A 13962-nucleotide genomic window follows, 5' to 3' on the forward strand; every position below is an offset into this window, starting at 1 on the left:
ATTATACCTAATTAAACCTTATATCATATGAATCCAGACCAAAAATTCATACTCGCACTAGATCAGGGAACCACGAGCTCCCGCGCCATCATTTTTAACCACGATGGAGAGGTGGTTGCGGTAGCCCAGAAACCATTTGAACAGATTTTCCCTAAACCGGGATGGGTGGAACATGATGCCAATGAAATCTGGTACTCACAATCTTCTGTAGCAGCAGAGGTGATTGCAAAATCGGATTTAAACGGATTAAATATTGCAGCAATCGGGATTACGAACCAACGTGAAACGACCATTGTATGGGATAGGGAAACCGGAATCCCGGTGTACAATGCGATTGTATGGCAGGACAGGCGAACGGCTAAATATTGTGACGAGCTGAAGGAAAAAGGATGGTCGGATAAGATAAAGGAAAAGACAGGACTGGTGATTGATGCCTATTTCTCAGGAACCAAGGTGAAATGGATTCTGGATAACGTAAAAGGAGCAAGGGAAAGAGCTGAGAATGGCGAGCTTTGTTTTGGCACAGTTGACAGCTGGCTGGTTTGGAAGTTTACGCGTGGTGCAATGCACATTACCGATGTTTCCAATGCAAGCCGGACCCTGATGTTTAACATCCATACAATGGAATGGGACAAAGAATTACTGGAATTATTGACCATCCCGGAAAGCATGCTTCCTGAAGTGAAACAAAGCTCAGAAATCTATGGAGACACCGTAACCACACTTTTTGCATCTAAAATTCCAATCGCCGGAATCGCCGGTGATCAGCAGGCTGCCTTATTCGGGCAGATGTGTGTGGATGCCGGGATGACTAAAAACACATACGGCACAGGATGTTTTATGTTAATGAATACCGGACATAAACCGGTGCTTTCTAAAAACAACCTGCTCACTACCGTAGCCTGGAAGATTGATGGCAAAGTAACTTATGCACTCGAAGGTAGTGTTTTTGTGGGTGGGGCAGCGATCCAATGGTTGCGTGATGGTCTTGGAATTATCCGGACCTCGGCAGAAAGTGAAAAGCTGGCAGCCTCGGTAGAGGATAATGGAGGAGTATATTTTGTACCTGCATTAACTGGTTTAGGTGCACCTTACTGGGATCAATACGCCCGTGGGGCAATCTTTGGAATTACTAGAGGAACCACCTCTGCGCATATTACCCGTGCAGCATTGGAAGGCATTGCTTTCCAGGTGCAGGACCTGTTGAAAAGCATGGAGTCAGACTCAGGCAAAAAATCGACTGAACTTCGTGTAGATGGTGGTGCGGTAGAAAACAATGCACTGATGCAATTCCAGGCCGATATTTTTGGCAGCAATGTGATTCGTCCGAAAGTGTTGGAAACTACGGCCCTTGGTGCAGCTTACCTTGCCGGATTGGCGGTAGGTTACTGGAAAAGCGTAGACGAGATCAAGAAACAATGGGCAGTAGAGAAAAAGTTCGAGCCTGAAATGGAAAAAGATAAAGCTAAAGAACTGCTTCATTACTGGAAAAAAGCAGTAGAAAGAACCAGAAACTGGTCGGAAGAATAGCTAAAAGCATCCTTTAAATCTTAATAAAAACACCTTGCTTTTACGCAGGGGGAAGAGGTTATTTTGAACCTTTCCTCCCTGCGGAGGAAGACTATTGCCCAAAATTTTCAATCCATAACAACCAAAAATAAACATTATGACACCATTTATTGCAGAAATGATTGGTACTATGCTGCTCATTCTATTGGGCGACGGCGTAGTAGCCAATGTGGTCTTAAAAGACACAAAAGGAAATAACAGTGGCTGGATCGTGATCACGACCGCCTGGGCGCTGGCCGTATTTGTTGGAGTAGTGGTGGCCGCACCTTATAGCGGTGCACACCTGAATCCGGCAGTAACTGTGGCACTGGCCATCAGTGGTGCTTTTCCATGGGCAGATGTACCCGGATATATTGTTGCCCAGTTTTTAGGCGCAATGATGGGTGCTTTTCTGGTATGGCTTACCCATAAGGATCATTTTGACCGTACCGAAGATGCCGGAGCTAAAATGGCGGTATTCTGTACCGGACCCGCAATCAGAAATTACGGAATCAATTTCATCTGTGAACTGGTAGGGACCTTTGTATTGGTATTCACTATTTTTCACATCACAGGGGCAGAAATCGCAGAGACCAAACAAGTGGTAGGCCTGGGTTCCGTAGGTGCATTGCCGGTGGCCATGCTGGTCTGGGTAATCGGTCTCTCTCTTGGAGGAACTACCGGATATGCCATTAACCCGGCCAGAGATCTTGGGCCGAGAATCATGCACATGATCCTTCCGATCAAAAATAAAGCGGGAAATGACTGGGATTATGCCTGGATCCCGGTAGTTGGACCACTTACAGGAGCTGCGCTGGCCGCATTCCTTCATTTGATGCTAAAATAAAGAAATATGAATAGTTTAAAGAACGTTGGGGTAGCTGTTGCTATGTTGTTGCTATCTGTGCCAACACTTCAGGCTCAGGATAGCACTGCCCTGAACCAGAGTGAAAAGATTAAAAAATATAAACCTTTTGATGCAAACCTGCAGCTTCGGAGCCTGTACATCTGGAGAGGATTTAAAGTGTCTGATGCACCGATATCGAATGTGGACCTGCATTACAAATCTAAAGACGGAAGCTTTCAGACGGGGTTCTGGGGAGGTGCAAGTCTCAACGGGAATTACAAAGAGTTCGACTATTATGTGAGTTATACTAAAAAAGGCTTTACGATAAGTGTGTGGGATATTAACAATTTCAGCGATTTTCCAAATGCCAATCTCTTTAATTATAAGAAAGGAACTACCTCACATTTTATTGATGCAGGGATCGCTTACAAGTTTGATTTCAAACTGCCTTTAACGTTAAGCTGGAATACAATTGTAGCGGGAAGAGATACTTATGTAAAAAATAACGGAAAGTTAGGAAACGCCTATTCCAACTATGTACAGCTGGATCAGGTGCTTTGGCAAGATGAGGAAAACAGCAATCTGCATGTATTTGCAGGTGGTGGTTTTGCTTTCGGCAGAGAGCAGAACTTCTATGGCAACCGTCCGAATGTGGTAAATGCCGGGCTGACCTATAACAAGGACCTTTTACTGTTTAAATACCGCCTTCCGGTTTCTGCAACAGCGATGTTTAATCCTGAACGTAAAATTGGCACCTTACAACTGGTAGCGAGCATCTTTTAACCAGGTATTCTGAACGTTAAACTTTTTAACGCTATTTGTACTTATAAATTGGATATAACTACAGAGAAATTTAACTTAGTGGAATATTCAAATAAAGAGAATTTAAAAAGGTTTAAAACAATTGAAAATGATTGGACTAAAAAAACTGTACATCACCTTTTTACTGACTCTTGTCGGAAGTTTTGCTTTTTCGCAGAAAAACATCAGGATGGTTTGCAAAAGCTCCCTTAGTGCAGATAGCCTGAAAAGGCCGCTTTTCGTGATTGTGATCAAGAACGAAAACATTATTTTAGAAGGCAAAAAAATAGACAGTTCATTTAGCAGGAGAGTAGATACCAGGCATATTGACAAATTAGACGTGCTGAAAGACGGTGCTGCGACAGCGCTATATGGCTCGAGGGCCCAATATGGTGTAGTTATCGTCACCATGAAAAAGAGTTATCCCAGAAAGGCCTACAGGGAACTACAGAAGTATGCTGCTTTATAATTCTACGCCATAAACTGATTGGCTAATGACATCGGTTTAAATAATTCAGAAAGGATTCCCGGCAGGCTTAGCTTAACGGGGATCTTTTTTTTTATGGCTGAATTGTCAAAAGCTAAACCGGATAACTATATATTGGCATATATTTTGCAAATTCGAAGCCATATGATTAAAAAGCTGAACTGTTTGTTGGTCCTGTGCGCTTTCCTCCTGGTAAAGAGCGGCCCACTCTATGCGCTTACTTTTAATCAATTGAACATCACACATGTTGCAGATCAGCAGGAGGAAGAAAACCCTGATGATGACAGCAACAGGGGAGAAAGAGCAGAAACTCTTGATGAAGACTTTACCAGCCAGAATGATCTTGCAGTTCCCGTTAAGAGTCTGGCTAAACTATGTCCTGTTTTTACCTTTCCAGATACCTTAAAGGTATACATCACCCTGAGTAATCCGCCTCCGGACCCGCTGGTTTAGGTCAAACCAGGAACATCAGAATTCAAATATTTTCTACAATAATTAATATAAATATGAAATATCCTTTAATATTTAAGGGTTCTTTATTAGGACTTTTATTGACTGCCTGTGCCATCACAGTAAATGCACAAAAAATCGAAGAACGAGAGCTGAAAGTAAATGTGGACAAGATTGGTCATTCTACCGAACAGTTAAAAAAACTGGAACCTGTTACTTTTCAGTACGATACAAAAAAATACAACTACCTTAAGCTGCCGGCAGGACAGCAATATGGCTTTTTAGCCAGCAATGTACAACCCGAATTTCCAGGAATGGTGTATGAAAATTCAAAATCATACCCAGCAGGGAAGAACGACTCGAAAATTATGCGCTATAATGAAGTGGAAACAGCACAGCTGATCCCTGTATTGGTTGCGGCTATTAAAGAGCAGCAGGCACAGATCGAGTTGTTAAAGAAAGAAGTGAATCTCTTGAAAGAGAAGTCCAAATAGTCGTTTTTTTAGTTCTAGTACAATGAAAAGGCCATCTTCGGATGGCTTTTTATGTTATTGGACAGGCATCAGAGCCACGAGCATCATTTCTTTTTCCTTGCCTCTTAGTTTGATGGAGCCCAGGGTAGTGAGGTTATACCTGCTGGTAATGCCCAGCTCAGTGATCAGATCAGCAGAAGCAATGATCTCCTGATTGAACTCCTTACACAGGCTTTGGATTCTTGAGGTGGTATTGAGCACATCGCCGGAATAGGTGATGTCCCTCTTGATAATTCCAACCTCTCCGGCAATGACCTTTCCGCAATGGATCCCTGCTTTAAATGCAGGAACAATCCCATAATGTTTCAGGTATTTCTCTTTCAAGCTGCTGATGTGTGTTTTGATGTCGAAAAAGCAATTGATGCATTTGCCATTTTCAATTCCATCTTCGTATTTCCAGGCTACCACTACTTCGTCACCCACGTATTGATAGATCTCTCCTTTATTGTCGATAATGGGGTTTGTGATGTCACTGAAGAAGTCTTTTAACAATTCATGATACTTCTGATCGCCAAGATTTTCGGCAATACTGGTAGAGGAATTGATGTCAAGGAACATGAAGATCCTGCGCTCTTCTTTTGGGGTATTGTATTTTCCGCGAATAATGTCCCAGAAAATCCCATGGCCAAACTTGCTGTTGATCTGTAAGAGAAATTGCGTGATGGCGACGATGACAGACCATACCAATCCATTTTTAGCCATCCGGAGCAGGTCTGGTCTGCCTAATAGGGTAAGTATGACATTGATGATGATAATGATCAGGATAAAAGAAACGGTAACCGCAATAACCGTATAAGCGTATGATTTATCCTGGTATTTGACATTGACATAAAAAACAAGAATACTGCCCCCAACAATGGCTCCGAAAAGCCCTGCACCAATGTTTATCGCAATAGCCAGTGGAAAAGAATAATTAGCAGCAGGACCACTGGAAATATGACTGTACACGACCATATGGTCGTATACCGCAATGATAAAACCTATGATCATCCAGGAGACCATGATGATGAAAAGCTGTTTTAACTTGAACTGCAGTCTTCTGTTCATTACTATTAAATCTTCCCTTTGGTTTTGGTTGATTTAAATTTACACCTTTATTTCAAGATTGCCGGCAATAAATAGTTTTGTACGATTTTATCTGCCTGAACATGCCCATAAGGCTTATTAAATGCTTTTGAGGTGATGATCACCACAAGCGGTAAGTCTTTAAAAATGATAAATTCGTTTCCACCGTTTCCAGCGCAGTAATAGGTTTCGTAATTCTTCCCCTTGTACTTAATGGTTTTATTCCAGAACAAATAGCTATAGAATTCATTATCCCGCTCAGGAATCTGAATTTGCTTTGTCAGCGTTTTTTGTACCCATGCTGCAGGAAGTACTTGCTTGCCATTCCATAGGCCATTGTTTTTATACAACTGTGCGTATTTTGCATAATCGAGGGATCTCATTTGAAGGCTGCCTGCGGTATTTGCCACTTTTTGCGGCGTATACTGCCATTGGTAGTTGGTAATATTTAACGGTTTGAAGAGTTTTTGATCAGCATATTTTTCCAGGCCACCAGGAACGTTCTTATCTAAAATATCTCCCAGCAGCACGACTCCTGCGGTAAAGTAATCCCATTTTCCTCCATTGGTTTTGGCAGGATCTATAGATAAATCTAAGCTGAACTTTACCCAGTTCTCTGTAGGATACATATTTTCTTCATTTCCTGGCGAATCACTATTGATGTCTGAACCGTTAAATGCGGAGCTCATCGTAAGCAGGTCTTTTATTTTTACACTGTCTTTCTTTGTGTTATAGTTTGCATAGGATTTTAAATCATAAAAAGAACTGAGTATTTGGTCTTCATTTTTAATATGCCCATCGTTTATGGCTATTCCCGCAAGGGTAGAGGCGAACGATTTCCCTGCCGATCGGGTATCGTGTAATGTGTTTCTGCTGGCCTCATTAAAATACTCTTCTATTAAGAGCTGACCATTGTGAACTGCAATTACACTTGTAATCTGCTTTAGGTTACGAGCCGCAATGTCCTTGTTTAACAGTTCAATTTTACTCCTGTTAAATGGTAAACCCGAAATTTCCCAACCGCTGTCCGGAAGTATGGCTTGTACCCTGATTTGTTCAGCACTTACCTCAGGAGTTTTTATGATCAGTTTAATTTCTCCTGTAGCGATTAAATCACCAACTTTGATTTTGTCATCTTTAGGAAGGACAATATATGGCCTGATTTCGATTTTGAGTATGTGGTTGCCTATAGTTAAGGCTTTTTCACCTCCATTTACTTTAAACTTGTCCCAAAGGTGTAACGACCAAAGGTTTTCTTCTTTGTCGCTTGTAAGGGGAATTCTTAAGGCTGTGGAGGTTTCTTTACTACTGCCAGGCCCAAAATTACATCCCGTATTAATATTCTCTTTATAGATCAGTTTATGGTCTACATAAAAAGTAAACTGAAGATTTCCTCTTTGTATCAGCTCCCCGGCTGACAATTCAGGGGCTAACTGATGGAGGTAGTTGGCTACCGAGTTGTTCAGAAAGATCCTGACGTTAAGATTTGATTTATAATTGAGGCTAAAAGACTGAAGGATATCAGATTTTTTATACAGATCTGATGGAATGTTTCCATCCATAAAAGTGATCTTTCCCCTGTTTAACCGATGTAGTTTCCCGGTAAGTCCATCGGTTTTAAAAAGATCAGTATTTTGGGCGGAAGCAACAAGACAGAAGAGGTTCAGCACCAGCAGAAATAAAGGTCGCATCATTTTTGTTTTAGATTGAAAAGCAAAACTATGCTTCTGCCAGCATTAAAAATTGTACAGAATTAACATTTGCCTTATTTTATGGAAAGTAATTTTAGATGTGCGGAGGGGTTTAATCCATTGACCTCCCTGAAACACCGGGTAAAATGACTTTGATCGGTAAACCCACATTCGTAGGCGATTTCTGTTAGGGATTGTTTTTTTAAGGAGATCAGAGAGAGGGCTTTTTCTACCTTCAATTTTCTGGCATATTCGCTTAAGGTACAGTGAAAATGTTTGGAAAAATCCCTTGAAAGATGGACAGGGTGTATTCCGGCTCTTTTTGACAAATCATCCAAAGTGAAAGTCTGTCCGGTCTGGTCATGAAGGATCTCTTCAATTACCTTTATCCATTTTGGTTTTTTGTCTGGCAATATATTGCTATCTGCTGCCAGTTTTGATAAGGTCTCTGTCAATAGGGTCTGTATGGAAAAGCCTGCATCTGCACCTTCAATTTTAGTAGCCCTGAAAATCTTATACATTAAAAGTTTGATATCCGGATTCCGGATATTAATGCTTCCCTGTAAATTATGGTCTGGTAAGGCGATATGGTCAAACCAATGCTTCTCGATTTCGAGATGAAAGCCTCTTGTAAATCCTTCCGGTTTGATGTTATAATGCGGTTCCTGCCAATTATGAAAAAGCAAACTCCCCGGACTACAGGTATAGGTTTCCTTTTTATTACCCTCAATCACATTGCCCTCAAGAATAAAAGTAAAATAAGCGTTCTCATGATAATGCCAATCCACTTTAGGGTGGGTATAAACAGTATCCGTCAATGTTAGTCCATCCAGCTCAATAGTCTCATTTGTTTGCCCATAGAATATGCCTTTTTGCAGGTTTTTCATAATTACAGCATTGATTTATTGCAAAGAACAACAAAATTATTGTCCGGTAGATTTGTAGGATTTCACCATCACTGGCTTCTTATTGATGATCTTGTATTCTTCGTAATGAGTAGCGTTATCGTTTTCAAAATTACGCTCTTTTTTAACAAGATAAAGTTTATTGTCGAGCCATTTATAGGTATGAGTGGATTCATTACCACTTCCGTCAGCGTAATTTTTCAAAACATGTTTGTTTTTGGCATCAAAGTCCAGCACCCCCAGTTCTTCGAGTTCCGCGTTGCGAATATATTTCTTCTGGCCGGGATGGTAGAGAAAGTAAAGGTAGGAAATGTCTCCTTTGGTCTGATCGGGTAGGTAGGTCTGTATCTTTAAGTCCAGGACACCATCAAAGTTGAGGTCTTCAAGCACTGCTTCTGCAGTTCTGTCGTAAACATATTCATCGAAACCTCTAATGGATTGAATCAAAACTCCTTTTTCGTTGAGGATGTCCAGTCCTTTAATCTTGTCTATTTTCCAGCCGGGATAGGTAACGGTAGATTTGTCGATGGTATATTGCAGGAATCTGTATTTGTTCTTTAGTGGATTATATGCCTTCTTTTTTTCCTGACAGGTTAACACAGAACTTAGTTTTTTATCTGCTTTCGCATTGGTCCATACACCGGCTAATTCCCAGTTTTCATTCATTTCCAGGCTGAAATAGCCAGTAATGTTGGTAATCAGTTTTTCATTTTTTACGGTATAATTCACTTCTGTGAGGGTAAGCGTGTTGTTATTAAAAGTTCCTTTTAAATGAATTGAATTGTCCCTGCCTTTTTTTGTGTAGTAATAGCTTCCGTCGATAGAATCCGTTCCAACAAAGTGGGTGATGGTCATTTCTATTGGATATTTATCAATTTTTCCACTGAAATTACGGATAATAGCTGTGCTGGATTTCTGCGGCTGACTTGTTGAAAGTACAAAAAAGACAAGGACTAATAGAAGCGGGGATGTGATTCTCATTAATAACTAAATTTCAACTCTTTGTTTTTACGTTGATGAATCGTAACCAGAGCGTCTGGAAAGTTAACAAATTTGTTTCAACCAATTACAGGATTCAGGTATTTTAATACCTGAAATACCCACCTTGCCTTTAGGAAAGAAGCCGGGAGTTAAGTATTTACTCAACTCCCAATGTCAGATCTGGCTTCTATACTTACTTGAACTCTTGCGTGTTATCCATTTGATTTTCATCTAAAACATAACCATAAGGATCGATCCCTGCTGATACTGGTTTTTTAGAAAGAACAATTGTTATTGTGGTTTCTTTTTGACTAAAATGATGTTTTTTGAGGTAAAATGGCTTTGGTCTATGATCTGGTGTTTCAGCTGGATAATCAAAAAAAGCAAGGTCAAAGTTCTCATTGATAGCCAAAGGTATCTGATTGGAATTTTGCAGTCTGTTTTTATCCAGGTACACTTTCAGGCTGACGCTATACTCACCATTTTTTAAGGGTTTACAGCTCAATGTCCCGATCTTTAAAGAATAAGTGATGATCTTTTTCAGCTGCTCATCAATGAACTGTTTTTGTTCATTTGAGACATCTACATACAATTCCCGGATCAAATCACGGGAAAAGGCTCTGGTTCCCGGGGCGGTATGTTTATGTAGTAGCCGGCGCAAAGCCCCATTGACTTGTTCCTCGCCGATAGCCTCACGAATCGCATACAAGCTTAGTCCACCTTTTTGGTAATGAACAAAGGGCTGATCCCAGCTTTCTGCTACAGGTAATTCCTCTTTATACCTATTACGCAGCGTGAAATACAATTGGTTGTCTGCTTTTAAATAAGGTGCTAAATAGCCCTTTCCATAATGTTGTTCCAGCACCATGGTTTCTGTATATTTTGCCAGCGATTCTGTTAAAAATGCAGATCCAGGAGCAGGGGCAGGAGACAATTGATGCGCCCACCACTGATGTGCGGTTTCATGGACAGTCGTGGCGTAAGCATAGTTGACCTTGTCCGGATCTCGGTAATCGCTGAGGAACATAATCTTTTCTGAACCAAACAAAACTCCGGGATAGGCTGTTGCTGCTCCTCGATATTGAGGGATTTCAACAAAACTAAGCTGTTTTAAAGGATAAGGACTAAAGTGCTGATTGCCATAATCGAGGGCATCTTTCATTCCCTGAAGAATTACAGCAGTATTATACTCATGTCCTTCCTGATAGAATATGTTCAGGGTGATGCCTTTATATTGGGCTTTGATTTCGTTATATCTTCCGGAGCTCAGGGCCAGCATAAAGTTAACCGGCTTTGCCGTTTTGTAATGGAAATATCTCCGGTTGCCTGTGGTCCAGCTGCGCTGCAGTGTTCCTACACTCACCACATACTGATCAGCAGGAGTGGAAATGATACTTTCATAATCAATTAAGTGATACTGTTGATCCGGGATTCCTTTGGAAGGTATTTCCGGTAGTCCTGCTGTTTTCCTTGCAATCAGATCGTCAGTTTCATTCCCGGTCTGATACCCCAGGGATGGGAGGTATTTCTCCAGCTCGATATAACTTCCGTTTTCTACCAGGGAGTTTTCATTGTTAAAAGGCATAAATCCGGAACGAATAACCTCCATGGAAAACTCCATGCTCAGGTTTGCACCTGGCAATAACGGTTGTTTTAGCTGAACCCAATACTGGTCAAATTCTTCATCGTGATCTTGTTTTATAGCATTACTGATCGTGATATGCGCCTTGTTTACCTGAGGGTCTATACTTACCCATATTTTTGAAATCGGCTCTGCAGATTCATTTCTCAGAAGATAACTACCACTAACACTGTATTTTTTAAGGCCTGGATAAAGGTTTACCTTAGTTTTAACAGATTTAATGACGGGCTGGGAAAGCTGAGCAAGTGCTTTGTATTTCTTTTCATAACGCAGCTGCCAGTCTTGCTGCGTCAAACTGCTTTTATATTTCCCAACGAGATTTGTCTGGTAACAGATATATGAACCGGAGCCGAGAAACAATAGCAGACTAAAGGTAAATGCCAGCTTGCCGGCTTTTGTCTGGTTTTTAGCGATAGATTTTACACGTTCAAAAAAGTGGTCTTGCCTGTTGTTCTGCCACATGGACACCGCAAGAAGAGAAAGGAGCGAGGCAAAGGAAGTCCAGTAAAGCATATACCAGTTAAATGCAGATGCATAGTAACCGAAACCATTCAGATAGGAATATTCCATGCGGGGCACGGTTGCATAACGCAACAGGTAATGTTCTATTCCTATACTACGGCTAAAAGCAATTAATCCGGCGATAAACAGGTTGACCATCATGCCCAGGTATTTATTGGGAATTAGGGTCTGGATGAATACTGCCAGCAATGCAAACAGGAACAAAGGAAGACCACTATAATAAAATAAAGAAAGATAAGCGGGGAGGTCAATGCTGAAATGCCCGTTAAAAAGTTGCGTAGCGATGCCGATGCCGATATTCAGGATGATAATGGAGACGACCATCAGGCCAAGGGTTGTGGCCTTGGAAGCCCAGAAAATGAAATTAGGAGCAGGGCTGCTATAGATGAGCGATTGCATGTTGACACTTCGTTCCCGGAAGAGAAGTTCGGCTGTATAAAAGACAATCAGTAGCATTGCCGGGCGTACATACATCAGTTGCTCTATGATGTTTGCGGTGACCGGATAGTAATGCATACCATAAAACCCGCTAAAAAGATGGTCTTTAACTTCTATCGCCATCAGAAAAGCCCAGATCAGCAACATCAGGAAAAAAGGAAGATGTTTGAATACTGAACCGGACTCCAGTTTAAGCTGTTGCCGGAATGTTGCCCAATAATAAGCGCTGCTATTAAACTGTACATTATATCTTCTGTACCAGACCTTATTAAACTCAGTTTTTGTTTCTTTTTTATTCCGGGTTTCCGGACCTGCTGATGTCCGGAAATTAAAATAGCGGTAACTGATGCCCAGGAGTAACAGCGCAAAACCTGACCATGCCAAGCGGTTTAAAAGAAAGGCGCCTTTAAGTTCGAACAGCTGCCCGTTACGTTGTGCAACAGACCAGAGACGCGTTTCTCCAAAAAAGGGAGCGAGGCCAAAGGGGTCGGCTAAAAGCGTTAAAAGATCAGGTTGACCGAGTTTCAGCGCCGAATTGGCAATTAGAGATGAATTCCCTAGAATAGAGGCCAGTAGGTAAAGTACATAAAGCAATACTCCCGATACATAAATGATTTTCACATTTCTGGTCAGTATGGCCATTGTGAAAAGAATGCTACTGACCAGGAATACTGTTGGAAGGGCGAAGATAAAAAGTGGCTGCAGGAAATAACCGGCTTTGAAAGGACCAAGCTGAGCAGCATCCTGGAAAAGCGCAGCAATGTATAGCCCCAGAACTGAAAGTGCCAGGACCAAAAATACGGAAAGGATTAAGCCGGAAAGTCTGATCGTAAAATACGGCAGGCGTTTGATACCTGTGGTAAACAACAGGGAATCCATTTTATAAGTGTGATCTCTCAAGACCACATTAGCACAGAATAAAGTGCTTACAAAAATGGAGAAGAGAGAAAGTAAGCCTACCAGTGTACTGATCACGTAAGGTGCATTTTTATGTAGCTCATCACTCCCGAAATTGGTCTTTGCAGACAATAGTCCAAATACAAAAAACAACAGGGCTGCAATCTTAAAGGTAACCTGGCTAAAGTGATACTTCAACTCAAACCAAAGCATAGGCCTTAACATTGCGCTCCGAATAAAGTAGAAAAGTAAAGCTCTTCCATCCCTGGGTTGAACGCTTCGAATCCGGTATCTGGACAGCTTTCTGCCCATACATGCAATTGCGTATTCCCCATTAAGCTTTTGCTGGAAATGATATTTAAGGAGGACTGGTAAACTTTCGCGACTTCTCTGGACACGGTTTTGCGCCACACCTGTCCCTTTAAGGTTTCGGTTAAAACTGCTGGTTTTCCCTGAAGGATCACTTTCCCCTGAGCCATGATCGCCATTTCCGGACAGAGGTCTTTTACGTCTTCTACAATATGAGTGGATAGTATCACCACCACCTGTTCTCCGATTTCACTGAGGAGGTCATGAAAGCGATTCCTTTCTTGTGGATCCAGGCCCGCTGTAGGCTCGTCTACGATGATGAGCTGGGGGTTGCCCAACAAAGCCTGGGCAATACCAAAACGTTGCCTCATGCCACCGGAAAAGGTGCTTACAGCCTGGTTTCGATATTCATACAGGTTGGTTTGCTGTAATAGCGCCATTACCTGCTGCCTGCGCTCCCTTTTGTTGAGTAATCCTTTTAACAAAGCCAGGTGGTCCAATAAATCAATTGCTGAAACTCTGGGATATACACCAAAATCCTGTGGAAGGTAGCCCAGCTGGCTGCGCAGCTCCTGAGGATTAAGGTGAATATCGCTGCCCGAAAAGAAAACCTGCCCGCTATCAGGACGTTGCAGTGTTGCCAGAGTACGCATTAAAGAAGATTTTCCGGCCCCATTTGGGCCAAGAAGGCCAAACAGGCCATTTGATATGTTAAGGCTGACATTGTCTAATGCCTTCCGGGAGCTATTACTATAACTCTTACTCACCTGATTGATCTGTAGTCTGTATGCCATATGTTTTGAATGAATTGAATGCAAATTAGTACTGATCAGAATGTGGTTCAAT

The 13962-nt window shown here is 41.7% G+C and carries 12 protein-coding genes; 6 read left to right on the plus strand and 6 right to left on the minus strand.

All coding sequences use genetic code 11. The annotated features are described in order from the left end of the window. Positions 1-27: 27 nt before the first annotated feature. The 6 genes from glpK to BUC20_RS03085 all read left to right on the plus strand — a co-directional run bounded on the left by glpK (position 28) and on the right by BUC20_RS03085 (position 4627). On the plus strand, positions 28-1530 hold the full coding sequence (gene glpK, locus BUC20_RS03060; RefSeq protein ID WP_073227251.1) for a glycerol kinase GlpK: 1503 nt from the start codon (positions 28-30) through the stop codon (positions 1528-1530). Between the two features lie 136 nt (positions 1531-1666). Beyond that, positions 1667-2395 carry an MIP/aquaporin family protein gene (locus tag BUC20_RS03065; protein WP_073227254.1) on the plus strand — a complete coding sequence of 243 codons (729 nt, stop codon included), beginning with the start codon at positions 1667-1669 and terminating at the stop codon, positions 2393-2395. Between the two features lie 6 nt (positions 2396-2401). After that, positions 2402-3178, plus strand: coding sequence for a hypothetical protein (locus BUC20_RS03070; RefSeq protein ID WP_073227257.1), 777 nt, complete (start codon positions 2402-2404; stop codon positions 3176-3178). Positions 3179-3305: 127 nt separating this feature from the next. Further along, on the plus strand, positions 3306-3665 hold the full coding sequence (locus BUC20_RS03075) for a TonB-dependent receptor plug domain-containing protein (RefSeq protein WP_073227260.1): 360 nt from the start codon (positions 3306-3308) through the stop codon (positions 3663-3665). A 162-nt stretch (positions 3666-3827) separates the two neighbouring features. Continuing rightward, entirely contained in the window at positions 3828-4136 is a 309-nt protein-coding gene (locus BUC20_RS03080) for a hypothetical protein (protein ID WP_143166682.1), read from the plus strand. 53 nt (positions 4137-4189) lie between these two features. Then, complete coding sequence (locus BUC20_RS03085) at positions 4190-4627, plus strand: tail fiber domain-containing protein (protein ID WP_073227265.1); 438 nt, start codon at positions 4190-4192, stop codon at positions 4625-4627. A gap of 54 nt (positions 4628-4681) precedes the next feature. Here BUC20_RS03085 and BUC20_RS03090 read toward each other — a convergent pair whose 3' ends face one another. The 6 genes from BUC20_RS03090 to BUC20_RS03115 all read right to left on the minus strand — a co-directional run bounded on the left by BUC20_RS03090 (position 4682) and on the right by BUC20_RS03115 (position 13910). After that, positions 4682-5713 (minus strand): adenylate/guanylate cyclase domain-containing protein, encoded by a 1032-nt coding sequence (locus BUC20_RS03090; RefSeq protein WP_073227267.1) that lies wholly within the window; start codon positions 5711-5713, stop codon positions 4682-4684. A gap of 47 nt (positions 5714-5760) precedes the next feature. Further along, positions 5761-7425: a serine hydrolase domain-containing protein gene (locus BUC20_RS03095; RefSeq protein WP_234994430.1), complete on the minus strand. Its 1665-nt coding sequence runs from the start codon at positions 7423-7425 to the stop codon at positions 5761-5763. Positions 7426-7496: 71 nt separating this feature from the next. Then, positions 7497-8309, minus strand: coding sequence for a helix-turn-helix domain-containing protein (locus tag BUC20_RS03100; protein WP_073227273.1), 813 nt, complete (start codon positions 8307-8309; stop codon positions 7497-7499). A gap of 36 nt (positions 8310-8345) precedes the next feature. After that, complete coding sequence (locus tag BUC20_RS03105) at positions 8346-9308, minus strand: XAC2610-related protein (RefSeq protein ID WP_073227275.1); 963 nt, start codon at positions 9306-9308, stop codon at positions 8346-8348. A 193-nt stretch (positions 9309-9501) separates the two neighbouring features. After that, positions 9502-13032, minus strand: a complete 3531-nt coding sequence (locus BUC20_RS03110; RefSeq protein ID WP_073227278.1) for a M1 family aminopeptidase — start codon at positions 13030-13032, stop codon at positions 9502-9504. Then, entirely contained in the window at positions 13026-13910 is an 885-nt protein-coding gene (locus BUC20_RS03115; RefSeq protein ID WP_073227281.1) for an ABC transporter ATP-binding protein, read from the minus strand. The genes BUC20_RS03110 and BUC20_RS03115 overlap by 7 nt, the downstream gene beginning before the upstream one ends. Between the last annotated feature and the right edge of the window lie 52 nt (positions 13911-13962).

Source organism: Pedobacter caeni (assembly GCF_900129215.1).
Taxonomy (GTDB): Bacteria; Bacteroidota; Bacteroidia; order Sphingobacteriales; family Sphingobacteriaceae; genus Pedobacter; species Pedobacter caeni.